Source organism: Pseudomonas delhiensis (assembly GCF_900187975.1).
GTDB classification, from domain to species: domain Bacteria; phylum Pseudomonadota; class Gammaproteobacteria; order Pseudomonadales; family Pseudomonadaceae; genus Pseudomonas; species Pseudomonas delhiensis.
The window spans coordinates 162,617-187,280 of the sequence record NZ_FZPC01000006.1 but is presented as its reverse complement, the minus strand read 5'-3'; the positions used below and the strand labels follow the sequence as shown (position 1 = coordinate 187,280).

Below are 24,664 nucleotides of genomic sequence, written 5' to 3'. Positions count from 1 at the left end.
GCTCCGTCCGCGCGGCCGCCAGCGGCGCCCCGCGCCAGCGCAACAACGACAAGAATTCGCGAGGAAACATCGATGGCCATCGAACAAGGCGCCCGCATGAGCGCCAGCACCGGCAACGCCCCCCAAGCCCAGGCGGACGCCCGCCTCAAACGCATCCTGGGGCTGCCCGCCCTGGTCTTCTTCGGCCTGGTCTACATGGTCCCGCTGACCATGTTCACCACCTACGGCGTGGTCACCGAGATGACCGGCGGGCGCACCGCCAGCGCCTACCTGATCACCCTGCTGGCGATGCTGTTCACCGCCGCCTCCTACAGCTTCATGGTGCGTAAGTACCCGATCGCCGGCTCCGCCTACTCCTACACCAGCCTGAGCTTCGGCCCGGCGGTGGGCTTCCTGTCCGGCTGGTCGCTGCTGCTCGACTACCTGTTCCTGCCGATGATCAACTACCTGCTCATCGGCCTGTTCATGAACATCGCCTTCCCGGAAATCCCCGCGTGGGTCTTCGTGGTCGCCTCCATCGCCCTGGTCACCGTGCTCAACGTGGTGGGCATCAGCCAGGTGGCCGGCATGAGCAACGCCATCGTCGGCGCCCAGCTGGTGTTCATCGTGGTGTTCGTCGGCATGTCGCTGAAGAGCCTGGCCGGCGCCCCGGCCCTGGACCTGGCCGCGCCCTTCGTCGGCGACGGCAGCAAGCCCGGCTTCGCCCCGCTGATGGCCGGCGCCGCGGTGCTGTGCCTGTCGTTCCTGGGCTTCGACGCGGTCTCCACCATGGCCGAGGAAACCCGTGACGCGCGCCGCGACATCCCGCGGGCGATCATCATCACCACGGTGCTGGCCGGCCTGATGTTCACCCTGCTGGCGATCATCAGCCAGCTGGTGTTCCCCGGCAGCGTGTTCCAGAACGCCGACTCGGCGGCCAACGAGGTGATGCTCAAGGCCGGCGGCCAGTTCCTCGGCAACTTCTTCACCGCCGCCTACATCGCCGGCTGCATCGGCTCGGCGCTGGCGTCCCAGGCCTCGGTGTCGCGCATCCTCTTCACCATGGGCCGCGACGGCATCCTCCCGCGCAGCCTGTTCGGCACCCTGCACGCGCGCTTCCAGACGCCGGTGGTGGCGATCCTGGTGGTCTCGGCCATCTCCCTGCTGGCCCTGGTGCTGGACCTGACCACCCTGGCCTCGATGATCAGCTTCGGCGCCCTGGTGGCCTTCTCGGTGGTCAACCTGGCGGTGATCCGCACCTACCTGGGCGTCGAAGGCCGCCGCGCGCCGGCCGACCTGCTGCGCTACGGCCTGGTGCCCTTCGTCGGCCTGTGCCTGACCCTCTGGCTGTGGACCAGCCTGTCGCAGCTGACGCTGATCGTCGGCCTGAGCTGGTTCGCCGTCGGCTTCGTCTACCTGGCGCTGCACACCGGCGGCTTCCGCCGCAAGGCGCCGAGCGTGAACTTCGAGGAAAACGCCTGACACCCCACGGACCCAACCGGGCGCCGCCGGGCGCCCACTGGAGCGCAAGATGCTGACGATCTACACCGACGACCATCGCTTGCACCACGGCCAACATGAGCTGATCGGCGGCCAGTTCACGCCCTGCTTCGAGAAGCCCAGCCGCGCCGACATGGTCCTGGACCGCGTCAAGGCCGTGGGCCTGGGCGAAATCCAGGCCCCGCGCGACTTCGGCCTGGAGCCGATCCGGCGCATCCACACCGAGGGCTTCGTCAACTTCCTCCAGCACGCCTGGCGCGACTGGCTGGCCACCGGCCGCAGCCACGACATGCTGCCCATCGCCTGGCCGACCCGGCGCCTGCGGCAGAAGGAGCCCGACAGCATCGACGGGCGCCTGGGCTACTACAGCTTCGACGCCGGCGCGCCCATCACCGCCGGCACCTGGCAGGCCATCACCAGCTCGGCGAACGTGGCCCTGACCGGCCAGGCCGAACTGGCCAAGGGCGCCCGCTCGGTGTTCAGCCTGTGCCGCCCGCCGGGCCACCACGCCTCGGCCGACTACATGGGCGGCTACTGCTTCCTGAACAACGCCGCCATCGCCGCCCAGGCCATCCTCGACCAGGGCGCGGCGCGGGTGGCCGTCCTCGACGTGGACTACCACCACGGCAACGGCACCCAGGACATCTTCTACGACCGCGCCGACGTGCTCTTCACCTCGATCCACGGCGACCCGCGCTTCGAGTACCCCTACTTCCTCGGCTACGCCGACGAGAAGGGCCTGGGCGTGGGCGAAGGCTTCAACTTCAACTACCCGCTGGCCTCGGGCAGCGACTGGTCGGTCTGGAGCCTGGCGCTGCAGGCGGCGATCCGCCAGATAGCCGCCTACGGGCCGGAAGTGCTGATCGTCTCCCTGGGCGTGGACACCTTCAAGGAAGACCCCATCTCGCAGTTCAAGCTGGACAGCCCGGACTACCTGCGCATGGGGGAGGCCATCGGGAGGCTGGGCCTGCCGACGCTGTTCGTCATGGAGGGGGGGTATGCGGTGGAGGAGATCGGGATCAATGCGGTGAATGTGCTGCAGGGGTTCGAGAGCGTTGGTTGATCGCCATTCCGGGGGCTCGCCGGTGACGCCGGCATGTTGGGTGGACGCCGTACCCTCTCCCCAGCCCTCTCCCTGAAGGGAGAGGGAGCTTGTCCGTGCCAGCGGAAAGCATGGCGTTCGCTGGATATTTCATGATCGCCGGCTGACTCAGGAATACCCATGCGCGCCGAACGGTCCCCTCTCCCTTCAGGGAGAGGGTTAGGGAGAGGGCGCTCTACAGCCCAACCCCCAAAGTCCCGAGCAAGCACCGTTCGCGAGCAAGCTCGCTCCTACGAAAAGCCGAATACGAAAAGGCCGCGCCAGGATCACTCCCGGCGCGGCCTTTTCATATGCATCTCGTTACTGCAGAACGTCCACGCGATCTACATCGATCTCCACGCCCTTGCGGTCATGGTCGACCTCGCCGGTCAGGCGCACCTTGGTCTTGTCGGAGACATCCACGCCCTGCGGCCAGTCCTCGTGGTCGATCTCCACCTGCATGCTGCCGGTGGCGTCCTTGAACTCGTAGTGCTCGCCGTGCAGGCGCTTGGTGATCACACCCTCCAGCACGGCCGGAGCGTCGTCGGCGGCGGCCTGGGCGGCTTTCACGGTGTTCACCGGGCCGGTTGCCGCGGGCTTGGCGGCGTCGCTGCCCGGGCCGGTGTAGCCGGCGGCGAAGGTGGCACCGGAGAACAGGGCGATGGCGGCGATCAGGGGAAGACGGATGGATTTCATGAAGTAGCCTCCTGGCTGTTTTCGTTGAAATCAGATTAGCCAAACAGCCTGAAACCAGCCTGAATCCGCCCTTAATCCAGGCTTAACCGCCCTTGCCGTCGTCCTTGAGCTTGCGGAACACGTAGAACAGCTCCGGCTCGCTGACCATGTAGATGGTGCCCTGCTCGTCGATGGCCACGCCCTCGGCGCGGGGGATCTTGTCGTGCAGGCCGTTGAGCCCGCCCAGCAGGCTGATGAAGCTGACCGGCTCGCCTTTCTCGTCCAGCTCCAGCAGCAGGTGCGACTCCGCCGACAGCACCAGGGTGTGTCCGGTGCGCGGGTCGACGCTGAGCGCCGAGACGTTGCGCATGTACAGCTGTTCGCTGGGCAGCGGCCGCATGCTGCCGGTCAGCCCCGGGCTGCCGTCGCTGGCCCAGCTGAAGAGGGTCATGGGGTCGCGCTCGCGGCCCAGCAGCAGGCGTTTCTGCGCCGGGTCCCAGGCGATGCCCTCGAAGCCCTTGTTGCTCTTCTCCCCGAGGTTGCCCAGGTCGAAGCTGGCCAGCTTGGCGGTGCTCAGCTCGTGGGTCTGCGGGTCCAGGTGGAAGATGGTCAGGGAGTTTTGCCGCTCGTCGGTCACCGCGACGTTGCCGTTGGGCAGCACCGCCACCCCTTCGGGGTTCTCCAGGCCCAGCAGCGGGATCACCCGCAGCACCTCGCCGTCCAGCGACAGCTCGCCGAGCAGCGGCTTCTTGCCGGTCACGGTGAACAACGTGCGGGTCACCGGGTTGTAGGCCAGGTCGGAGGTCTCCTGCCCCTCCAGGCCGCCCTTGAGCGGCTTGCCCTGGATCACCGCGCGGTAGCCGGGCAGCCAGACGCTGCCGGCGCGCTCCTGCGCACTGGTGTTCTCTTCCTGCCACCACAGGCGGGCGCGGTCGTCCCAGTGGAACAGCTTGGCCAGCACCACCAGCACCACGGCGGCGAAGAGCAATGCCAGCAGCAGCCAGCGCAGAAGACGGGAGGATCGGACCTGGGTCATCGAGGGTTCTTGTTGTCTGGGTTTGGCAACGCCCCGCAGAAAGCAAAGGCCGCACGGAGGGCGGCCTTTGGCGGGGTACGGATCAGAGGACGCGGCTTTCGAACCGGCTGGCGCCGGGAAGTTCCAGCACCAGCGCGCTGCCGCGCTTGAGCGGGCCCACGCCCACCGGCGTGCCGGTGGAGACCACGTCGCCCGGCTGCAGCGAGAAGTGCCCGCAGATGTGCTGGATCAGCGGCACGATCGGGTTGAGCATGTCGCGGCTGTTGCCGTCCTGGCGCACTTCGCCGTCGATGCTCAGGCGGATGCCGATGTCGGTCGGGTCGGGGAAGCGGTCGGCGCTGACGAAGGGCGCCAGCACGAAGGCGCCGTCGAAGGACTTGGCCAGCTCCCAGGGCAGGCCCTTTTCCTTGAGCTTGGCCTGCACGTCGCGCAGGGTCAGGTCCAGGGCCGGGGCGTAGCCGGAGATGGCGTCCAGCACCTCTTCCGCGCTGGGCTGGCGCGACAGCGGCTTGCCGATCAGCACGGCGATCTCCGCCTCGTAGTGCACGTCGCCACGGCCCTCGGGGATGACGAAGCCGCCTTCCACCGGCACGGTGCAGGAACCGGGCTTGATGAACAGCAGCGGCTCGGTGGGCACCGGGTTGTTCAGCTCCCTGGCGTGCTCGGCGTAGTTGCGCCCGACGCAGACCACCTTGCCCAGCGGGAAGTGGATGCGGGTGCCGTCGACGTACTGATGCTGGTAACTCATGACCGACTCCTGGACGGATGAATGGGATCGCCCCGCGGCGCTCGTGACGCTGCGCGGTGCCCGCCTCCCGCGGGCGCTGCCGGCCGTTCCGTCGGCCCCGAACATGAGAAGGGCCGGTGAACCGGCCCTTCTGGGATGACTGGCTTACTCGGCGAAGATCTTGCCGGGATTCATGATCCCGTTGGGGTCGAACACCGCCTTGACCGCCTTCATGTAGCCGATCTCGGCCTCGGAGCGAGAGTAACCCAGGTAGTCGCGCTTGGTCATGCCCACGCCGTGCTCGGCGGAAATGGAGCCAGCGTACTTCTGCACGGTCTCGAACACCCACTTGTTGACGGTGGCGCACTTGGCGAAGAACTCGTCCTTGGACAGGTTCTCGGGCTTGAGGATATTCAGGTGCAGGTTGCCGTCGCCGATATGGCCGAACCAGACCACTTCGAAGTCCGGGTAGTTGGCCTCGACGATGGCGTCGATGTCCTTGAGGAAGGCCGGGACCTTGCTGACGGTGACGGAGATGTCGTTCTTGTACGGCGTCCAGTGCGAGATGGTCTCGGAGATGTACTCGCGCAGCTTCCACAGGTTCTGCAGCTGCTGCTCGCTCTGGCTCATCACGCCGTCCAGCACCCAGCCCTGCTCCACGCAGTGCTCGAAGGTGGCCAGGGCCTCGTTGGCCACTTCCTCGGTGCTGGCCTCGAACTCCAGCAGCGCGTAGAACGGGCAGTCGGTCTCGAAGGCCGCCGGCACGTCGCCGCGGGCCAGGACCTTGGCCAGGGCCTTGTCGGAGAAGAATTCGAAGGCGGTCAGGTCGAGCTTGCCCTGGAAGGCGTGCAGCACCGGCATGATCGAGTCGAAGTCGGGGGTGCCCAGGACCATGGCGGTGAGGTTCTTCGGCGTGCGCTCCAGGCGCATGGTGGCCTCGACCACGAAGCCCAGGGTGCCTTCGGCGCCGATGAACAGCTGGCGCAGGTCGTAGCCGGTGGCGTTCTTGATCAGGTCCTTGTTCAGCTCCAGCAGGTCGCCCTTGCCGGTGACGACCTTCATGCCGGCCACCCAGTTGCGCGTCATGCCGTAGCGAATGACCTTGATCCCGCCGGCATTGGTGCCGATGTTGCCGCCGATCTGGCTGGAACCGGAGGAGGCGAAGTCCACCGGGTAGTACAGGCCCTGCTCCTCGGCGAACAGCTGCAGCTGCTTGGTCACCACGCCCGGCTGGCACACCACGGTGCGGTCGAAGGCGTTGAAGTCGAGGATCTTGTTCATGTAGTCGAACGACACCACCACCTCGCCGTTGGCGGCGACGGCGGCGGCGGACAGCCCGGTGCGGCCGCCCGAGGGCACCAGGCCGACCTTGTGCTCGTTGGCCCAGCGCACCACGGCCTGCACCTGCTCGATGCTCTTGGGGAAGGCGATGGCCAGCGGCGCCGGGGCGAAATGCTTGGTCCAGTCCTTGCCATAGGCATCCAGGGAATCGGCATCGGTCAGCAGCTTGCCGGGCTCCAGCAGGGGCTTGAGCGATTCGATCAGGGCTTCGCGGGTCATCGGAGGAACTCTCAAATGGTTCATGGTCGTCCTGAGAACAGCTCAGGTCGCAACCGGACAAGGAAAAGGGAGAACATGCTAGCATACGCACCCCACGCAGTTCGCCACCTGGCGCCGAGCTGCGGCACCGGCCGGTTCGGCCAGAGCTGTTCATTTTCTAGCCATTATCCCGGGACTACAGGTTCAAGCAGATGAGCAAGACTTCTCTCGACAAGAGCAAGATCAAATTCCTTCTCCTGGAAGGCGTGCACCAGAATGCCGTTGATACCCTCAAGGCCGCCGGCTACACCAACATCGAGTACCTCAAGACCGCGCTGTCCGGCGACGAGCTGAAGGAAAAGATCGCCGACGCCCACTTCATCGGCATCCGCTCCCGCACCCAGCTCACCGAGGAAGTCTTCGACTGCGCCAAGAAGCTGATCGCCGTCGGCTGCTTCTGCATCGGCACCAACCAGGTCAACCTGAACGCCGCCCGCGAGCGCGGCATCGCGGTGTTCAACGCGCCCTACTCCAACACCCGCTCGGTGGCCGAGCTGGTGCTGGCCGAGGCCATCCTGCTGCTGCGCGGCATCCCCGAGAAGAACGCTTCCTGCCACCGCGGCGGCTGGATCAAGTCGGCGGCCAACTCCTTCGAGATCCGCGGCAAGAAGCTGGGCATCGTCGGCTACGGCTCCATCGGCACCCAGCTCTCGGTGCTGGCCGAGGCCCTGGGCATGCAGGTGTTCTTCTACGACGTGGTGACCAAGCTGCCGCTGGGCAACGCGCAGCAGATCGGCTCGCTGCACGAGCTGCTGGGCCTGTGCGACATCGTCTCGCTGCACGTCCCGGAGCTGCCGTCCACCCAGTGGATGATCGGCGAGAAGGAAATCCGCGCCATGAAGAAGGGCGGCATCCTGATCAACGCCGCCCGCGGCACCGTGGTCGAGCTGGACCACCTGGCCAACGCCATCAAGGACGAGCACCTGATCGGCGCCGCCATCGACGTGTTCCCGGTCGAGCCCAAGTCCAACGACGAGGAGTTCGCCAGCCCCCTGCGCGGCCTGGACCGCGTGATCCTCACCCCGCACATCGGCGGCTCCACCGCCGAGGCCCAGGCCAACATCGGCCTGGAAGTGGCCGAGAAGCTGGTCAAGTACAGCGACAACGGCACCTCGGTGTCCTCGGTCAACTTCCCCGAGGTGGCCCTGCCGTCGCACCCCGGCAAGCACCGCCTGCTGCACATCCACGCCAACATCCCGGGCGTGATGAGCGAGATCAACAAGGTGTTCGCCGACAACGGCATCAACATCTCCGGCCAGTACCTGCAGACCAACGAGAAGGTCGGCTACGTGGTGATCGACGTCGACGCCGAGTACTCGGACCTGGCGCTGGAGAAGCTGCAGCACGTCAACGGCACCATCCGCAGCCGCGTCCTGTTCTAAGGCGCGCCGGCAATGAAAAAGGGAGGCCTCGGCCTCCCTTTTTCATTTTCTTAGCAGGAGCGACTGTCTTGCCCACCGCGGCGGGGCGCTTTTCGTAGGATGGGTTGAGCCTGCGAAACCCATCCTACGCCGCCCCTTCCAACCCGTAGGGCGCATAACGCCTACGGCGTTATCCGCCAATGGTCCCGGGCACCGCTGTTCCGGCCGGCGGCGGATAACCGCGAACGGTTATTCGCCCTACGGTCGAGCACGGACGTAGGACTCCGTCCGCGATGGGTTATCCGCCGCTCAGGAGCATCGCGGATAAATCCGCTCCTACGACGCTAACCCGACCATCACTTCACGTTGACGGTGATCTGCTTCGATTCCACGTTCGGCTCGAAGGGCACGTGGTTCTTGTCGCCCAGCAGCAGCTGCAGGGTGTGCTTGCCCGGCGGCAGGGTGATCTTCGCCTCCGTCTGGCCCTTGCCGAAGTGGCGGATGTTGTCGGTCATCGGCAGCGGCATGTCCATGGCCGGCTGCTCCTTGAGGTCGACCAGCAGGTGGTGGTGCCCGGTGCTCGGCGCGTCGACGCCGGCCGGCGCCACGCCCATGCCTTCCAGGCCGAACTTGACGGTGAAGGTCTGGCCGACGGTGGCGCCGTCCTGCGGTTCGATGAAATACACCTTGGCCCCCTCGGGCGCCGGGGTACGCGGCATGCCGGCCGCCAGCGCGGCGGTGGAGGCGGCGAGCAGCAGGCCGGCGAGGCCGAGGCAAGGCAACGTGAGCTTCATGGAGTTCTCCTTGTGAGCGGGATGGGGAGGCCCGGCACGCTAAAGCGAGCCTCCAGCGGGACTCTTCAGCATAGGCCGCCACGCCGACGGCTCAAGGGCAAGAGTGCTACAAGGGCTGTCGGGTGGCTCTACGCCGCGCCTTTCAGGCTACCACAGCGCGCTCAGCCGCCGGCTTCCAGGCCGGCCAGGCAGACCGCCGCCGCGTCCAGCTCCTCTTCGCTGAACACCAGCACGCCCATGCGCTTGAGCGCCGCCGCGGTGACGCCCTCGCCAGGCACGCGCAGGCCGGAGAAGCTGCCGTCGTAGTTCTCGCGGTTGCCGCAGGAGGGGCTGCGCGCCTTGAGGATGGCCAGGCGGATGCCGTGGCGGTCGACCAGGGCCATCGCCTGTTCGGCGCCGCGGACGAAGGCGCCGGTGACGTCCGCACCATCCACCGTCACCACCGGCGCCCGGCCTTCCAGCACCAGGGCGCCGCGGCCGCCGGGGATCTCCGCCGGCGCCCGCGGCGTGGGCAGGCCGCCGGCCACTTCCGGGCACAGCGCGACCACCCGGCCCTGCGCCTGCCAGCGTTCCAGCAGGTCGAAGGGGCCGTGGCTGCCACCGTCGTAGCGCACCCGGTGGCCCAGCAGGCAGCGGCTGACGAGAATCTTCTGCATGGGCGAAGCGCTCCCTTTTCGATCGCAACAGACTAGCCCGCACATCCGCCCCGGTCACCTGGCAACCGATGGCGGGCCGCCGACGGCGGCCGGGCCCATCCTTCGGCTGGAACTGCCGCGCCGGCATGGCGGGCCGGCCGCATCGCGCGCAGACTGCCTCGCCATGTCGCCCACCGCGAGGGAACCGCCACCATGGTCAAGTTTCTCGACAGCCTGCCGCACCTGCTCGGCGGCCTGCTGCTGTGCGCCGCCGGCGCCAGCCAGGCCGCGCTCGAACCGCTGGACAACGAAAACCTCGGCCGCATCAGCGGCCAGGAAGGCCTGAGCATCCGCGCCGACGTCATGGCGAGCATCGGCAAGGCCGCCTGGGTCGACGACGGCGGCAGCGTCTCGCTGCGCAACCTGAAGATCGACAACGGCTGCACCAGCGCCGCCGTCTGCCCGGACGGCCGCGGCGGCGCGCTGCCCCTGGGCGCCGCGCAACTAGGCCTGAGCCTGCCGATCTTCGGCGTCGAGCTGCCGACCCTGCAGGTCGACGTGGTCCAGGGCAGCAACGGCCAGCAGCAGCTGGCGCTGACCCTGCCGGACCTGACCACCATCAACAAGCAGCTCAATGCCGGCGGCCTGCCGGCGCAGACCATCCGCGTACGCGTCGCCGGCGACCTCTACGTCGGGGAAAGCCGCCTGGGCAGCCTGGAAGTCCGCGACATCCAGGACATCAGCGGCACCCTCCGCGTCTGGGGCCACTGAGCCCTAGAGCGGGGCATCGCCGCGGCGGCGGAACCAGCCGGTCAGAGACAGGCGCTCGCGGTGGGCCGGCAGCACCTCGTGGGGGAACTCGCCGGAGAGGAACAGCACCAGGCTGCCGCCCAGCGGCGGCACGTCGTCGTGGCTGCCGTCGGCGAAGTACAGGCGCAGCTCGCCGGCATGCTCGGGCAGCCAGCCGTCGTTGAGGTAGAGCACCGCCGACACGCTGCGGCGGTCATCGTCGCGGAAGCGGTCCAGGTGTTTCTGGTAGAAGGCGCCCGGCGGGTACAGGGCGAAGTGGCACTCGAAGTCCTCCAGGCCCAGGAACAGCGCGCGGTTGAGCGCCACGCGCAACTCGTCCATCAGCCCCAGGTAACGATCGCAGGCCACGGCCTGGCCCGGCTCCAGCCACTGGATGCGGTCGCCGCGGATGCCCTCGCGCACCGCCTGGCCGGCACCGCGCCCCACCGAGGCCGAGGCCAGCTCGCCGGCGGCGGCGCGCTTGCGGCACTCCGTGGCCAGGGCGGCGACCAGGTCCGCGGGCAGGAAGTCGCGCTGCAGCGACCAGCCCCGTTCGGCCAGGTCGCCGACGGCGTTTTGCAGGGGGAAGGAATCGGAATGCGGGTTCATGCGCTATTGTAACGCCGGCGACAAGCGCCTCGACAAGCGGGGCCGGGCTTGCCGACAATAGCCGCGGCGGATGGCCACTGTCGCCAGGAGGACCCGATTTGCGTGCACTGTTTGCCCTAGCCCTGCTGATGCTGGGCCTACCCGTCCTGGCCGACGACTACCAGCGCCTGTACCAGGCCGCCGGCTGGCCGGAACAACGCGCGCACTTCAACGATGCCCTGCACGCCGCGCAGAAGCGCTACCAGGCCAACCTGCCGCCGGCGCTGTACCAGGCCCTGGTGAACAACAGCAACCAGCGCTTCGCCCCGGCGCAGATCGATGCCCGGGCGCTGGCCGGGCTGCGCCAGAACCTGGCGGACAGCGGGCCGGCGCTGGCCTTCTTCGAATCGCCCCTGGGGCACAAGATCGCCGCCGCGGAAACCCTCGCCACCCGCAGCGACCAGCTCGCCCAGTACGCCAACGGCCTGCCGCGCCAGCAGGCCACGCCGCAGCGCCAGCAGCTCGCCCAGCGCCTGAGCCGGGCCCTGCCGGCCAGCGAGGCGGGCGCCGAGGTCAGCATGGCGCTGGCCAGCGTGGCCGCCGACAGCCTCAGCCAGATGCTCCCCGGCCTGCTCGGCCAGGGCCAGGGGCTGCTCGAAGGGCAGCGGCAGAACGTCGTGCAGCAGATCGGCGCCGACCTCGACAACACCCTGCTGTACGTCTACCGCAGCCTCTCCGACGCCGAGCTGCAGCAGTTCGCCGACTTCGCCGAGTCGCCGGCCGGCCAGGCCTACTACCAGGCCGCCCTGGCCGCGGTGAAGGCCGGGCTGGCCGCCCCCGCCAACTAGCTCAGGCGCTCGCCGAGGAAGTCGAAGTAGCGCCGGCGCAGCGCCTCGCTCTCGTTGGCCAGGTGGTGCCGCGCGCCGGTGAGCAGCAGGCACTCGATGCGCTCGAACTTCTCCTCCAGCACCCTCAGGTTGTAGCGCCAGTCCACCGTTTCGTCGGCGTCGCCCTGCACCACCAGCAGGTTGCGCGGGCTGGGCGGCGCGCCCTCGATGTGCGGGATCCAGCGCGCCAGCGCGCCCACCCAGGCGGTGGGCAGGATGCGCGGCTGCAGCGGGTCGCGATCGCGGAGGAAGGCGAGGAAGCCGGCGTCGTTGGAGTTGTCGGTGAACTTGCGCGGGATGGAATCGACGAAGGGCCGCAGCAGCTGGTAGCTGAGCTTCGACCAGCCCCAGGCCCGCGGCCGCACCAGCGGCGCCAGCAGCAGGGTGTGGCCCAGCTCCGGGCGCGGCGCGCCGGTGAGCAGGTAGTCCAGCAGGATGGCGCCGCCGGTGCTCTGCCCGAAGAGGTGCCAGGGTTGCGGCAGGTCCAGCTGCGCCGCCGCGTCCAGCAGGCCGGCGAGCACCGCCTGGTATTCGGCGAAGTCGTTGATGCTGGCTGCCGGGCCGTTGGACAGGCCGTGCCCCGGCAGGTCGCAGGCGATCACCGCCAGGCCCAGGCCCAGCGCCCAGTCGACGACATGGCCGTAGAGCCCCATGTGGTCGTAGTAGCCGTGCAGCAACAGCAGGCTGCCGCGGGCCAGGGCCGGGCGCCAGGTCTGCACGGCGATGCGGTAGCCGGCGCACTCGAGGTAGCCCAGGCGGCTGTCCAGGCCCGGGTAGCGGGCCGCCAGGTCGAGCCCGTAGAAGGACTGGTAGGCGGCGACCTGGCCATCGCGCCCGGCTGCGGTCAGGGGTCGCAGGCGCTGGCGCAGCAGATCGGGCTGGAAGGCTTCTGGCATCGGGGTTTTCCGCGTTTACGGTGGCACTGGGGCGAGTGCCCGGCAGCAACCGGGCCGTTCTGCCGCGGGCGGCGGCATGGCACTCTTGGGGGCTATCTTACCGGGATTCGCCATGCCTGCCCGCCGCAAGCTCATCCTCGCCAGCCTGGCCGCGCTGCTCGCCGGCGCCACCCTGCTGGGCGCCTACCACTGGTTCCAGCAGCGCTACATCCGCCCCTTCGACACCCAGCCGACGCTGTTCAGCGGCGCCGGCCTGCAGTTGCCGGCGGGGCTGGCCGGCCCCGGCGCCATCCGCCTGGTGCACTTCTGGGACCCGGCCTGCCCGTGCAACGTCGGCAACCAGCAGCACCTGGCCGAGCTGCTGGCGCGCTTCGCGCCGCTCGGCGTGCAGTTCTTCGCCGTGCAGAAGCCCGCCAGCCAGGGCCGCCTGCCCGCCACCCTCCAGGCCCTGCGGCCGCTGGCCATGCCGCCCGGCGCCGAGGCGCTGCCGGCAAGCCCGGCGGTGGCCATCTGGGACCGCCAGGGCCGCCTGGCCTATTTCGGCCCCTACAGCGAAGGCGCGGTGTGCAGCTCGGCCAACAGCTTCATCGAACCGGTGCTGCAGGCCCTCGTCGACGGCCGCCCGGTGCAGGCCACCCAGACTCTTGCGCAAGGCTGCTATTGCCCCTGGCGGGCGGACAGCCGGGCGCCAGCATCTACACTTGCCGGAGCCGGCCCATGAAGGGCCGGCGCGCGACCACAAGGAGCCTCCCATGCCGCTACGCCCCGCCCTCGCCCTGTGCGCCCTGCTCGCCCTGCCGACACTGGCCGTCGCCGACGACCCGGCGCCCAACCCCGACCAGGTGATGTCCGAGCACAAGGCCGAGATCGACAACCGCCTGGCCGACATCGACTACAAGCGCAAACGCATCGTCGAAGCCAACATGAACCTCACTGACAAGGAAGGCGAGGCGTTCTGGCCGATCTACAACACCTACCGCAGCGAAGCCGAGAAGCTGAGCAAGCAGCACCTGGCGCTGATCCTCGACTACGCCAGGTCCTACAACACCGGCAAGGTCGCCGATGCCGACGCCAGCAAGCTGATCAAGCGCGCCGAGAAGCTCCAGCAGATGCGCCTGGACCTGCGCAACCGCTACATCACGCGCATGGCCAAGGCCGTCTCGCCGACGCGCGCCATGCGTTTCCTGCAGATCGAGACACAGCTCGACGCCATGGCCCTGCTGGACGTGTCCCGCGAGATCCCGCTGGCCGAATGAGCCCGGCGCGGGCACGCCTCAGCGTGCCTGCGCCATCTCCCACAAGCGCCGCCGGTAGGCCTCCGGCGGCACCCCGAACCAGCGCCGGAAGGCGCGGTAGAACGGCGACAGCTCGGCGAAGCCGCAGGTCCGCGCAACCTCGCGGATGGCCACGCCCTCGGCCAGCAGTTCGGTGGCGCGCTGGCGGCGCACTTCCTCGTGCAGCTCGCGGAAGCCGCTGCCCTGCCCGGCCAGGCTGCGCTGCAGGGCCCCGGCCGGCAGCCCCAGCAGCTCGGCGCAGGCCTCCAGGGTACAGGGCTCGCGGCCCAGGCGGTGGGCCAGCAGGTAGCGCAGGCGGTTGAGCAGGTCGTTCTCCTGCAGGCGTTGCAGTTCCTCCTCGGCATGCCGGGTGAGCACGCCGTGCAAGGCAGCGTTGGCCGTGCGCGACGGGCGCCGCAGCAGGGCGCGGGGGAACAGCAGGGCGTCGTGTTCGCAGGCGAAGCGCGGCGTCAGCCCGAACAGCCGGCGGTGCTCGGCCAGGCGCCGGGGCGCGGCGTGGCGGAACTCGATGGCGGAACAGGCGAACTCGTCGTCGGTGACCGCCTTCAGCAGTTTGATGAACAGCAGCAGCAGGCATTCCATCTGCTGGCGCAGCGGCGGGCAGTCGCGGTAGTGGATGTCGAGCACCAGCCGCACCTGCTCGCCCTCCTCGCGCAACTGCGCGGCCAGGCCGCCGGAAAGGATGTGCTGGAAGCGCAGGAAGCTGTGCAGCGCCTGCTCCAGGTCGCGGCTGGCGAGCAGCAGGTAGCCGACCACGTCGAGCAGGCGCGGCTTCATCGCCTCGCCCAGGTGCAGGCCGATGTCCGCGTCGCCGCTCAGCTCCGGCAGCGCCGCCCAGAACAGCGGCACCTCGTCGTGCAGCAGGCGGCCGTCGGCGCTCACCGGCGCCAGGCGCACCCGGCGCAGCGCCTGGCGGTAGATGCGCGCCGGCTCCAGCCCCAGGCTGGCGAGGGCCTCGTAGAGCAGGCGGCGCAGGGTGGCCGAGTGGGTGAGTGGTGCGCGCGCAGCGGGCATGCGGCCTCCTTTTGACCGAAGACTTGCAGCTTGCGGGCGTTTGGTCAATGCAAGCGCCCGGCGCGAATGCGCAGAATCCGCGCAGAACAACAGGGAGAGCCTTGCATGAAACGTACGTTGACCGTTCTTGCCGTGCTGGTGGCGGCGGCCGCCGCCGGGGGCGCCTGGTACCTGCATGGCAAGCAGCCGACCCGCGACGGCCTGGCCGGGCTGCCGGGGCTGCAGGCCGAGGTCGAGGTGCGCTACGACGAGCGTGGCGTGCCGCACATCCGTGCGCAGAACGAAAGCGACCTGTACCGCGCGCTGGGCTACGTGCACGCCCAGGACCGGCTGTTCCAGATGGAGATGCTGCGCCGCCTGGCCAACGGCGAACTGGCCGAGGTGCTGGGGCCCAGGCTGGTGGACACCGACCGCCTGTTCCGCACCCTGCGCCTGCGCAGCCATGCCGCCGAGTACGCCGCCCGCCAGGACCGCCAGTCGCCGGCCTGGAAGGCCCTGGAGGCCTACCTGGACGGCATCAACCAGTACCAGGCCAGCCACCCGAAGCCGCTGGAGTTCGACGTGCTGGGCATTCCCAAGCGGCCGTTCACGGTGGAGGACACCCTCGCCGTGTCCGGCTACCTGGCCTACAGCTTCGCCGTGGCCCTGCGCACCGAGCCGGTGCTCACCTACATCCGCGACGACCTGGGCGCCGACTACCTGAAGGCCTTCGACCTGGCCTGGCACCCGGAGGGCGTGCTGCAGCGGCCCACCGCGCTGGCCGCCGGCGACTGGAAGGACCTCGGCGCCCTGGCGCAGATCAGCCAGCAGGCCCTGGAGGCCGCCGGCCTGCCGCAGTACGAGGGCAGCAACGCCTGGGTGGTCTCCGGCAGCCGCACGCGCAGCGGCAGGCCGCTGCTGGCGGGCGACCCGCACATCCGCTTCGCCGCGCCCTCGGTGTGGTACGAGGCGCAGCTCAGCGCCCCGGGCTTCGAACTCTACGGCCACCACCAGGCCCTGGTGCCCTTCGCCATGCTCGGCCACAACAAGGACTTCGGCTGGAGCCTGACCATGTTCCAGAACGACGACATGGACCTGGTGGCCGAGAAGACCAACCCGGCCAACCCCGAGCAGGTCTGGTACCACGGCCAGTGGGTGGACCTGCAGCGCGAGGAGCAGAGCATCGCGGTCAAGGGCCAGGCGCCGGTCAGGCTGGTGCTGCGCAGCTCGCCCCACGGGCCGATCGTCAACGACGCCCTGGGCGCCGCCTCCGGCAAGACGCCCATCGCCATGTGGTGGGGCTTCCTGCAGACCGAGAACCCGCTGCTGGACGCCTTCTACCACCTCGACCGCGCCGACACCCTGGACAAGGCCCGCGCCGCCGCCGCGCAGATCCACGCGCCGGGGCTCAACGTGGTCTGGGCCAACGCCCGCGGCGACATCGCCTGGTGGGCCTCGGCGCAGCTGCCGCGGCGCCCGGCCGGCGTCGATCCGAACTTCATCCTCGACGGCAGCACCGCCGTGGCGGACAAGGACGGCTTCTACCCCTTCGTCGAGAACCCCCACGAGGAGAACCCGGCGCGCGGCTACATCGTCTCGGCCAACTTCCAGCCGGTGCCCGCCAACGGCCGGCCGATCCCCGGCTACTACAACCTGGCCGACCGCGGCCAGCGCCTGGACCACCGCCTGGCCGACACCTCGGTGAAGTGGGACCTGCAGAACAGCCAGGCGCTGCAGCTGGACACCGGCACCGACTACGGCCCGCGCACCCTGGCCCCGCTGCTGCCGAGCCTGCGCCAGGTGGCGGCCGGCGACCAGGAGAAGGCGCTGGTGGAGCAACTGGCGGCCTGGAAGGGCGACTACCCGCTGGACTCGGTGGCCGCCACCCTGTTCAGCCAGTTCCTCTACCAGTTGGCCTACGCCGCCATGCACGACGAGATGGGCGACGCCTTCTTCAACACCCTGCTGAGCACCCGGGCGATCGACAGCGCCCTGCCGCGGCTGGCCGCCGACGACGCCTCGCCCTGGTGGGACGACCGCGGCACGGCGCAGAAGGAAAGCCGCGCGGACATCGTCAGGGCCGCCTGGCAGGCGAGCCTTGCGCACCTGCGCGACACCTTCGGCCAGGACCCGGCCAAGTGGAAATGGGGCGAGGCGCACACCCTCACCCACGTGCACCCGCTGGGCATGCAGAAGCCGCTGGACCGCCTGTTCAACATCGGCCCCTTCGCCGCCCCCGGCAGCCACGAGGTGCCGAACAACCTCTCGGCGCCCATCGGCCCGGCGCCCTGGGCCGTCACCTACGGGCCCTCGACGCGGCGCCTGGTGGACTTCGCCGACCCGACCCACGCCCTGGGCATCAACCCGGTGGGCCAGAGCGGCGTGCCGTTCGATGCGCACTACAAGGACCAGGCCGAGGACTACGTCGAAGGCCGCTACCACGCCGAGCATTTCCAGCCCGACGAGGTCGCCGCCAACAGCCATGGCCTGCTCAGGCTGGTGCCTCAAGGCCGCTAGCTGGCGCCGGAAACGACGAACCCCGCGCAATGCGGGGTTCGTCGTTTCCGTGAGAAGGGACTGCGGGAGGCGCCGAAGCTCCCTGGCGCGTTATTCCCCCTAGGGATAACTGTCGGGGTGTTGTATTTGCGCGCCACCTCCCGCCTGGGTGCTGTGGTAAGCACTGGCAAGTTGCCCGGGATCACGGAGGCCGACCAAGCTGCGGGGAATAGCCGGCAACCGCCAACGGACACACTGAATAGTAGTTGGCAAATGCGCGGAAGTTGCAGCGATTGACTGTCAGATTCTTCTGAAAAAACAGATTCTTCTTGCCCTTCGGCATATGTCCGCATCCCCAAAAAACATGGGCCACCCGAAGGTGGCCCATGGCTTTCGCAGGCACCGGCTGCAGCCGGCCGACAAGACGACGTCAGGCGGTGGCCGGCGAACCTTTCTGCCAGTCGGTGGCCGTGGCTTCCATGGCCTCCTGGATGGCACGCTTGCGGCGCTCCTCGGCCTGGCGGGTGAAGTACCAGGCGAAGAAGGTGAACAGCGAGACGGTCAGCAGGATCAGGCTGGCCACCGCGTTGATCTCCGGCTTCACACCCAGGCGCACGGCGGAGAACACTTCCATCGGCAGGGTGGTGGAGCCGGGGCCGGACACGAAGCTGGCCAGCACCAGGTCGTCCAGCGACAGGGCGAAGGACATCATGCCGCCGGCCGCCAGCGAAGGCGCGATCATCGGGATGGTGATCAGCAGGAACACTTTCCAGGGCTTGGCGCCCAGGTCCATGGCCGCTTCCTCGATGGACAGGTCCAGTTCACGCAGGCGCGCCGACACCACCACCGCCACGTAGGACGAGCAGAAGCTGGTATGGGCGATCCAGATGGTGACGATGCCGCGCTCCTGCGGCCAGCCGATCAGCTGGGCCATGGCCACGAACAGCAGCAGCAGCGACAGGCCGGTGATCACCTCGGGCATGACCAGCGGCGCGGTGACCATGCCGCCGAACAGCGTGCGCCCGCGGAAACGCGGGATGCGCGTCAGCACGAAGGCCGCCAGGGTGCCCAGGGCCACCGAGGAAATCGCCGTGTACACGGCGATTTCCAGGGAGCGGAACACCGAGCTGATCAGTTGGGTGTTGTCCAGCAGGCCGACGTACCACTTCACCGACCAGCCGCCCCACACCGTCACCAGCTTGGAGCCGTTGAAGGAGTAGATGACCAGGATGACCATCGGCACGTAGATGAACAGCAGGCCCAACACCAGCATGATGTTGGAGAACGACCAGCGCTTGTTCATACCTTGCCCTCCAGTTCCTTCGCTTGGTTCTTGTTGAACAGGATGATGGGCACGATGAGGATCGCCAGCATGACCACCGCCAGGGCGGATGCCACCGGCCAGTCACGGTTGTTGAAGAACTCCTGCCACAGCACCTTGCCGATCATCAGCGTCTCGGGGCCGCCGAGCAGTTCCGGGATGACGAACTCGCCCACCGCCGGGATGAACACCAGCATGCAGCCGGCGATGATGCCGTTCTTCGACAGCGGCACGGTGATCTTCCAGAAGCTGGTGAAGTTGCGCGCCCCCAGGTCGGACGCGGCTTCCAGCAGGCTCATGTCGTGCTTCACCAGGTTGGCGTACAGCGGCATCACCATGAACGGCAGGTACGAGTAGACGATACCGATGTACACCGCCAGGTTGGTGTTGAGGATGGTCAGCGGTTCGTTGATCACCCCCAGCCACATCAGGAAGCCGTTGAGCAGCCCGTTGTTGGACAGGATGCCCATCCAGGCGTACACGCGGATCAGGATCGCCGTCCAGGTCGGCATCATGATCAGCAGCAGCAGGACGGTCTGCATTTCCTTGCTGGCGCGGGCGATGGCGTAGGCCATCGGGTAGCCGATCAGCAGGCACAGGAAGGTGCTGATCGCCGCCATCTTCAGCGAGCCCAGGTAGGCGTCGATGTAGAGCGGGTCGTCCGTCAGCATCAGGTAGTTGCCGAGGTTCAGCACCAGTTGCAGGGTCTGGTCGGCGTACTGGAACACTTCGGTGTACGGCGGAATGGCCACGTCCGCTGCCGCCAGGCTGATTTTCAGCACGATGGCGAAGGGCAGCAGGAAGAACAGGAACAGCCAGATGAACGGCACACCGATCACGGCGTGCCGGCCACGCGGCAGGCGCTTCATGAGCGATTTGCTGATGTTCATGATTGCAGCACCACACCGCTGTCGTCGTACCAGCTGATGTACACCGGCTGGTCCCAGGTCGGGCGTGCCACGTGGCGTTCGGCGTTGGCCATGAAGGCCTGGACGATCATCCCCGAGGCCAGCTTGATGTAGTACACCGAGTGGCCGCCCAGGTAGGCGATGTCGTAGACGGTGCCCTGGGCCCAGTTGAAGCCCTCGTGCTCGAGGTTCTCCGGCTTCTGCGCGCTGACCATGACCTTCTCCGGACGCAGCGCGTAGGTGATGCGCTTGTCTTCGGCACGGGTGCTGATGCCATGGCCGATGTAGATCGGGTTCTCCAGCTGCGGGCAGGCGATCACCGCGTGGTCCTGCACGTCCTCGACCAGTTGGCCGTCGAACATGTTGACGTTGCCGATGAACTCGCAGATCAGGCGGCTGGCCGGGGTCTCGTAGATGTCCATCGGGCTGCCGATCTGCTCGATGCAGCCCAGGTGCATGATGGCGATGCGCTGGGCCATGGTCATGGCCTCTTCCTGGTCGTGGGTCACCATCACGCAGGTCACGCCGACGCGTTCGATGATCTCCACCAGCTCCAGCTGCATCTGCGAACGCAGCTTCTTGTCCAGGGCGCCCATGGGCTCGTCGAGCAGCAGCAGCTTCGGCCGCTTGGCCAGCGAACGGGCCAGGGCCACGCGCTGGCGCTGGCCGCCGGACAGCTGGTGCGGCTTGCGCTTGGCGTACTGGGTCATCTGCACCAGCTTGAGCATCTCCTCGACGATCTTGTCGATCTCGGCCTTGGGCAGGCCGTCCTGCTTCAGGCCGAAGGCGATGTTCTGCGCCACCGACATGTGCGGGAAGAGCGCATAGGACTGGAACATCATGTTGATCGGCCGCTCGTAGGGCGGCAGGTCGGTGATGTCCTGGCCGTCCAGGAAGATGCGACCTTCGGTCGGCCGCTCGAAGCCGGCCAGCATGCGCAACAGGGTGGATTTACCGGAACCGGAACCGCCGAGCAATGCGAAGATCTCGCCCTTCTTGATGGTCAGGGAAACACTGTCCACCGCAAGGGTTTCGTCGAACTGCTTGGTGACCCGGTCGATTTTTACCAACACCTCTTTGGGCTGCTGGTCGCCCGCGAGGGCTTTCTTGTAGGCACCGGAGGCTATAGCCATTACCACAACTCCCAACTTTTAGACGCCCGGCCCCCGCGGCCGGGCGTACTCGGATTGCTTACTTGCCGGACTTGATCTTGGTCCAGGAACGGGTCTCCAGGCGCTGCACCTTGGGCGGCAGAGGGACGGAGACATAGGTGCGGTCCAGCACCTCCTTCGGTGGATAGACCGAAGGGTTGTTGCGCAGCTCCTGGTCCATCACGGAGTCGGCCTTGCTGTTGGGGTTGGCGTACCCCACGTACTCGCTGACCTTGGCGATCACCTCAGGCTGCAGCAGGTAATTGATGAAGGCATGCGCCTGCTTCACGTTGGGCGCATCGGCCGGAATGGCCAGCATGTCGAACCACAGGTTGCCGCCTTCCTTGGGAATGGAGTAGGCGATCTTGACGCCCTTGCCAGCCTCTTCGGCACGGCTGGCGGCCTGGAATACGTCGCCGGAGAAGCCGGCGGCAACGCAGATGTTGCCGTTGGCCAGGTCGGAAATGTACTTCGACGAGTGGAAATAGGTGACGTAGGGACGTACGGCCAGCAGCTTGGCCTCGGCCTTCTCGTAGTCCTTGACGTTGGTGCTGTTGGGGTCCAGCCCCAGGTAGTTCAGGACCGCCGGAAACATTTCATCCGGCGAGTCGAGGAAGGCGACCCCGCACTTGGTCAGCTTCTTCATGTTCTCGGGCTCGAAGAGCATGGCCCAGGAGTCGATCTTGTCGGTGCCCAACACCGCCTTGATCTTCTCGACGTTGTAGCCGATGCCGTTGGTGCCCCACAGGTAGGGAACCGCATGGAGGTTGCCCGGATCGGCCTTCTCCAGGCGTTTCATCAACGCCGGGTCGAGGTTCTGCCAGTTCGGCAGTTGGCTGCGATCCAGCTTCTGGAAGACACCGGCCTTGATCTGCTTGGAGAGGAAATTGTTCGAAGGCACCACCACGTCATAGCCAGTGTGCCCGGCGAGCAGCTTGCCCTCGAGAGTCTCATTGGAGTCGAAGACGTCGTAGACCGGCTTGATGCCGGTAGCCTTCTGGAAATCGGCCAATGTGGTCTCGCCGATGTAGTCGCTCCAGTTGTAGATGTGGACGGTTGGCTCGGCCTGCGCCACGGAAGCGCCAAGGCCCAGCATGCCGACTGCCGCTATCAGGGTTTTGCGGAAGGGAATGCGCACACGTCTGTCCTCTCGTTGTTATGAAGCTTCTTTGTCTGGTTGGCTTTTTTACAGCTTGTTCAGGGCCTTCCGTGGCGCGCACGAGCGCTAAATGCAGCCCGGTCGGAAACGAGAGCGCTGCAACCAACGGTCATCCCACTGCAGATGATCCGTGTGTTGCGGAAGGCGGCGGCGCCGCCGCTTTCCGCAAGGGCCCGGCCGTTCGAGACGAGCAGCCGGGCCATGCCGTCACTTGCCGGACTTGATGGTGGTCCAGCTGCGCGTCATCAGGCGCTGGGTCTTCGCCGGCAGGTCCGGGAAGGCGTACAGCTTCTTCATGACTTCGTCGCTCGGGTAGATGCCCGGGTCGTTACGGATTTCCTCGTTCACCAGCGGGGTGGCCGCGGCGTTGGCGTTGGGGTAGGAAACGGTGTCGGAGATCTCGGCGATCACCTTCGGCTCGAGCAGGAAGTTGATCCACTTCAGCGCGCCTTCGGGGTTCTCGGAGTCCTTCGGAATGGCCACGGTGTCGAAGAAGGCGCCGGCGCCTTCCTTCGGAATGTGGTAGGCCACCTTCACGTTGTTCTTGGCTTCCACCGCGCGGGACTTGGCCTGGTAGATGTCACCCGAGTAGCCGATGGCCACGCAGATGTTGCCGTTGGCCAGGTCCGAAATGTACTTGGAGGAGTGGAAGTAGGTGATGTACGGGCGGATCTTCAGGAACAGGTCCTCGGCGGCCTTGATTTCCTTCGGGTCCTGGCTGTCCGGCTTGTAGCCCAGGTAGTGCAGGGCCGCCGGCAGCATCTCGGTGGGCGAGTCGAGGAAGCTCACGCCGCACTGCTTGAGCTTCTGGATGTTCTCGGGCTTGAACACCAGGTCCCAGGAGTCCACCGGGGCGTTGTCGCCCAGCGCGGCCTTGACCTTGTCCGGGTTGTAGCCGATGCCGATGGTGCCCCACATGTAGGGGATGGCGAACTTGTTGCCCGGGTCGCTGACCTCGAGGGTCTTCATGATGTCCGGGTTGAGGTTCTTCCAGTTCGGCAGCTTGGAACGGTCCAGCGGCTGGTAGACGCCGGCCTTGATCTGCTTGGCCAGGAAGGAGTTCGACGGCACCACCACGTCGTAGCCCGACTTGCCGGCCAGCAGCTTGGCCTCCAGCACTTCGTTGCTGTCGTAGACGTCGTAGACCACCTTGATGCCGGTGGCCTTGGTGAACTCGTCGACCGTGTTCGGGGCGATGTAGTCGGACCAGTTGTAAACGTGCAGTACCTTGTCATCGGCCTGTGCCATGCCGGCCACAGCGCCCGCCAGAGTCATGGCGAGCAGGGTCTTGCCGAAGGTCTTGAACATGCGGGTAGCTCCAATTGTTTTTGATGTTCCGGGTGGCGTCGGCGGCTTTCCGCCTTCACCACCCGGTGAGCCTGGCCAACGCACAGGCGCAGTCTGTCAAAGGTCCGGTCGAAGACTCAAGACAGCGCTACGGCGGCGGTTTGATCGAGGCACTTGCGCGCCAGGGTGATCAACTCGTCGATCTCCGGCTTGGAGATGACCAGCGGCGGCGAAATAATCATAGTGTCTCCCACCGCGCGCATGATCAGGCCGTTGCGGAAGCAGTGCTCGCGGCACAGCATGCCGACGCCGTTCTCGAAGCGCTCGCGGGTCTTCTTGTTCTTCACCAGCTCCAGCGCGGCCACCATGCCGACGCCGCGGGCCTCGCCCACCAGCGGGTGGTCGGCCAGCTCCTGCCAGCGCTTCTGCAAGTAGGGTGCCGTTTCCGCCTTCACGGTCTCGACGATCTTCTCCTCGCGCAGGATGCGGATGTTCTCCAGGGCCACCGCCGCGGCCACGGGGTGACCAGAGTAGGTGAAGCCGTGGTAGAACTCGCCACCCTCATTCAGGGTATCGACGATCTCGTCGCGGACGATTACGCCGCCCATGGGGATGTAGCCGCTGGTCAGGCCCTTGGCGATCGGCATCAGGTCCGGGGCATTGCCGTAGTACTGGCTGCCGAACCACTCGCCGGTACGGCCGAAGCCGCAGATGACTTCGTCGGCGATGAACAGGATCTCGTACTTGGCGAGGATCTCGCGGATCTTCGGCCAGTAGGTTTCCGGCGGCACGATCACGCCACCGGCGCCCTGGATCGGCTCGGCGATGAAGGCGGCGACGTTCTCCTCGCCGACTTCGAGAATCTTCTTCTCCAACTGCTCGGCGGCCCAGACGCCGAACTCTTCCGCCGACATGTCGCCGCCCTCGCCGTACCAGTAGGGCTGGGCGATGTGCACGATGCCCGGGATCGGCAGGTCGCCCTGGCCGTGCAGGGCCTTCATGCCGCCGAGGCTGACGCCGGCGACGGTGGAGCCGTGGTAGCCGTTCCAGCGGCCGATGACCACCTTCTTCTGCGGCTTGCCCTTGATCGACCAGTAGTGGCGGACCATGCGCAGCACGGTGTCGTTGGACTCCGAGCCGGAGCCGGTGAAGAACACGTGGTTCATGCCTTCGGGGGCGATGTCGGCGATGGCCTTGGCCAGCTCCAGCACGGGCGGGTGCGCGGTCTGGAAGAACAGGTTGTAGTAGGGCAGCTCGAGCATCTGCTTGTAGGCGACCTCGGCGAGCTCCTTGCGACCATAGCCGACGTTCATGCACCACAGGCCGGCCATGCCATCGAGGATCTTGTTGCCCTCGCTGTCCCACAGGTACACGCCCTCGGCCTTGGTGATGATGCGCGCACCCTTCTCGTTCAGCTGCTTGTAGTCGGTGAACGGAGCCAGGTGGTGTTCGCGGCTGAGCGCCTGCCAGTGTTGGGTCTGGGCGCTGGTCTGTTTCGTCATTTTGG

Annotated in this window: 23 protein-coding genes; 8 read left to right on the top strand and 15 right to left on the bottom strand. The window is 67.3% G+C overall.

Annotated elements, in window-relative coordinates; genetic code table 11:
- Window positions 1–96 precede the first annotated feature (96 nt).
- Both CHC02_RS07500 and CHC02_RS07495 read left to right on the top strand, forming a co-directional pair.
- A complete protein-coding gene (locus CHC02_RS07500) occupies window positions 97–1,461 on the top strand; it encodes an APC family permease (protein WP_167364786.1) in 1,365 nt (454 codons plus the stop codon).
- Between the two features lie 49 nt (window positions 1,462–1,510).
- Window positions 1,511–2,542 (top strand): histone deacetylase family protein, encoded by a 1,032-nt coding sequence (locus tag CHC02_RS07495; protein ID WP_089390858.1) that lies wholly within the window; start codon window positions 1,511–1,513, stop codon window positions 2,540–2,542.
- A gap of 339 nt (window positions 2,543–2,881) precedes the next feature.
- Here CHC02_RS07495 and CHC02_RS07490 read toward each other — a convergent pair whose 3' ends face one another.
- The 4 genes from CHC02_RS07490 to CHC02_RS07475 all read right to left on the bottom strand — a co-directional run bounded on the left by CHC02_RS07490 (window position 2,882) and on the right by CHC02_RS07475 (window position 6,558).
- Window positions 2,882–3,256: a NirD/YgiW/YdeI family stress tolerance protein gene (locus tag CHC02_RS07490; protein WP_089390857.1), complete on the bottom strand. Its 375-nt coding sequence runs from the start codon at window positions 3,254–3,256 to the stop codon at window positions 2,882–2,884.
- Window positions 3,257–3,338: 82 nt separating this feature from the next.
- On the bottom strand, window positions 3,339–4,271 hold the full coding sequence (locus CHC02_RS07485; RefSeq protein WP_089390856.1) for an SdiA-regulated domain-containing protein: 933 nt from the start codon (window positions 4,269–4,271) through the stop codon (window positions 3,339–3,341).
- 82 nt (window positions 4,272–4,353) lie between these two features.
- Window positions 4,354–5,019, bottom strand: a complete 666-nt coding sequence (locus CHC02_RS07480) for a fumarylacetoacetate hydrolase family protein (protein ID WP_089390855.1) — start codon at window positions 5,017–5,019, stop codon at window positions 4,354–4,356.
- Between the two features lie 144 nt (window positions 5,020–5,163).
- Window positions 5,164–6,558 carry an FAD-binding oxidoreductase gene (locus tag CHC02_RS07475; RefSeq protein ID WP_089390854.1) on the bottom strand — a complete coding sequence of 465 codons (1,395 nt, stop codon included), beginning with the start codon at window positions 6,556–6,558 and terminating at the stop codon, window positions 5,164–5,166.
- 191 nt (window positions 6,559–6,749) lie between these two features.
- Here CHC02_RS07475 and serA point away from each other — a divergent pair, with 191 nt between their 5' ends.
- Window positions 6,750–7,979 (top strand): phosphoglycerate dehydrogenase, encoded by a 1,230-nt coding sequence (gene serA, locus CHC02_RS07470; RefSeq protein ID WP_089390853.1) that lies wholly within the window; start codon window positions 6,750–6,752, stop codon window positions 7,977–7,979.
- Window positions 7,980–8,314: 335 nt separating this feature from the next.
- On the opposite strand, the gene CHC02_RS07465 is transcribed toward serA, so the two are convergent.
- Together CHC02_RS07465 and CHC02_RS07460 are read right to left on the bottom strand one after the other, a co-directional pair.
- A complete protein-coding gene (locus CHC02_RS07465; RefSeq protein ID WP_089390852.1) occupies window positions 8,315–8,752 on the bottom strand; it encodes a DUF4399 domain-containing protein in 438 nt (145 codons plus the stop codon).
- Window positions 8,753–8,913: 161 nt separating this feature from the next.
- Window positions 8,914–9,408 (bottom strand): 2-thiouracil desulfurase family protein, encoded by a 495-nt coding sequence (locus tag CHC02_RS07460; RefSeq protein ID WP_089390851.1) that lies wholly within the window; start codon window positions 9,406–9,408, stop codon window positions 8,914–8,916.
- Between the two features lie 192 nt (window positions 9,409–9,600).
- Here CHC02_RS07460 and CHC02_RS07455 point away from each other — a divergent pair, with 192 nt between their 5' ends.
- Window positions 9,601–10,158: a DUF6160 family protein gene (locus CHC02_RS07455; RefSeq protein WP_089390850.1), complete on the top strand. Its 558-nt coding sequence runs from the start codon at window positions 9,601–9,603 to the stop codon at window positions 10,156–10,158.
- A 3-nt stretch (window positions 10,159–10,161) separates the two neighbouring features.
- On the opposite strand, the gene CHC02_RS07450 is transcribed toward CHC02_RS07455, so the two are convergent.
- A complete protein-coding gene (locus CHC02_RS07450; protein ID WP_089390849.1) occupies window positions 10,162–10,785 on the bottom strand; it encodes a 2OG-Fe(II) oxygenase in 624 nt (207 codons plus the stop codon).
- A gap of 98 nt (window positions 10,786–10,883) precedes the next feature.
- Between CHC02_RS07450 and CHC02_RS07445 the strand changes: the two genes are divergently transcribed.
- Window positions 10,884–11,612 carry a hypothetical protein gene (locus tag CHC02_RS07445; protein WP_089390848.1) on the top strand — a complete coding sequence of 243 codons (729 nt, stop codon included), beginning with the start codon at window positions 10,884–10,886 and terminating at the stop codon, window positions 11,610–11,612.
- On the opposite strand, the gene bipL is transcribed toward CHC02_RS07445, so the two are convergent.
- The gene (gene bipL, locus CHC02_RS07440) at window positions 11,609–12,547 is read right to left on the bottom strand and encodes a phospholipase BipL (protein WP_089390847.1); all 939 of its coding nucleotides are present in this window, start codon (window positions 12,545–12,547) and stop codon (window positions 11,609–11,611) included. The genes CHC02_RS07445 and bipL overlap by 4 nt on opposite strands.
- A gap of 76 nt (window positions 12,548–12,623) precedes the next feature.
- Here bipL and CHC02_RS07435 point away from each other — a divergent pair, with 76 nt between their 5' ends.
- Both CHC02_RS07435 and CHC02_RS07430 read left to right on the top strand, forming a co-directional pair.
- Window positions 12,624–13,268 carry a DUF6436 domain-containing protein gene (locus tag CHC02_RS07435; RefSeq protein WP_425262386.1) on the top strand — a complete coding sequence of 215 codons (645 nt, stop codon included), beginning with the start codon at window positions 12,624–12,626 and terminating at the stop codon, window positions 13,266–13,268.
- Window positions 13,269–13,299: 31 nt separating this feature from the next.
- Window positions 13,300–13,803 (top strand): transcriptional regulator, encoded by a 504-nt coding sequence (locus CHC02_RS07430; RefSeq protein ID WP_089390845.1) that lies wholly within the window; start codon window positions 13,300–13,302, stop codon window positions 13,801–13,803.
- Between the two features lie 18 nt (window positions 13,804–13,821).
- On the opposite strand, the gene CHC02_RS07425 is transcribed toward CHC02_RS07430, so the two are convergent.
- Window positions 13,822–14,856 (bottom strand): AraC family transcriptional regulator, encoded by a 1,035-nt coding sequence (locus tag CHC02_RS07425; protein WP_089390844.1) that lies wholly within the window; start codon window positions 14,854–14,856, stop codon window positions 13,822–13,824.
- 105 nt (window positions 14,857–14,961) lie between these two features.
- Here CHC02_RS07425 and CHC02_RS07420 point away from each other — a divergent pair, with 105 nt between their 5' ends.
- Window positions 14,962–17,352: a penicillin acylase family protein gene (locus tag CHC02_RS07420; RefSeq protein WP_089390843.1), complete on the top strand. Its 2,391-nt coding sequence runs from the start codon at window positions 14,962–14,964 to the stop codon at window positions 17,350–17,352.
- Window positions 17,353–17,761: 409 nt separating this feature from the next.
- Here the strand turns inward: CHC02_RS07420 and CHC02_RS07415 are convergent, their stop codons facing one another.
- The 6 genes from CHC02_RS07415 to CHC02_RS07390 all read right to left on the bottom strand — a co-directional run bounded on the left by CHC02_RS07415 (window position 17,762) and on the right by CHC02_RS07390 (window position 24,659).
- Window positions 17,762–18,634, bottom strand: coding sequence for an ABC transporter permease subunit (locus CHC02_RS07415; protein WP_089390842.1), 873 nt, complete (start codon window positions 18,632–18,634; stop codon window positions 17,762–17,764).
- Window positions 18,631–19,512, bottom strand: a complete 882-nt coding sequence (locus tag CHC02_RS07410) for an ABC transporter permease subunit (protein WP_173427895.1) — start codon at window positions 19,510–19,512, stop codon at window positions 18,631–18,633. Before CHC02_RS07410 ends, CHC02_RS07415 begins: the two co-directional genes overlap by 4 nt.
- Before the next feature lie 26 nt (window positions 19,513–19,538).
- Complete coding sequence (locus tag CHC02_RS07405) at window positions 19,539–20,693, bottom strand: ABC transporter ATP-binding protein (protein WP_074980346.1); 1,155 nt, start codon at window positions 20,691–20,693, stop codon at window positions 19,539–19,541.
- Window positions 20,694–20,751: 58 nt separating this feature from the next.
- Complete coding sequence (locus CHC02_RS07400; RefSeq protein WP_089390920.1) at window positions 20,752–21,807, bottom strand: polyamine ABC transporter substrate-binding protein; 1,056 nt, start codon at window positions 21,805–21,807, stop codon at window positions 20,752–20,754.
- A gap of 270 nt (window positions 21,808–22,077) precedes the next feature.
- Window positions 22,078–23,178 (bottom strand): polyamine ABC transporter substrate-binding protein, encoded by a 1,101-nt coding sequence (locus tag CHC02_RS07395; protein WP_089390841.1) that lies wholly within the window; start codon window positions 23,176–23,178, stop codon window positions 22,078–22,080.
- A gap of 116 nt (window positions 23,179–23,294) precedes the next feature.
- Complete coding sequence (locus CHC02_RS07390) at window positions 23,295–24,659, bottom strand: aspartate aminotransferase family protein (RefSeq protein ID WP_089390840.1); 1,365 nt, start codon at window positions 24,657–24,659, stop codon at window positions 23,295–23,297.
- Between the last annotated feature and the right edge of the window lie 5 nt (window positions 24,660–24,664).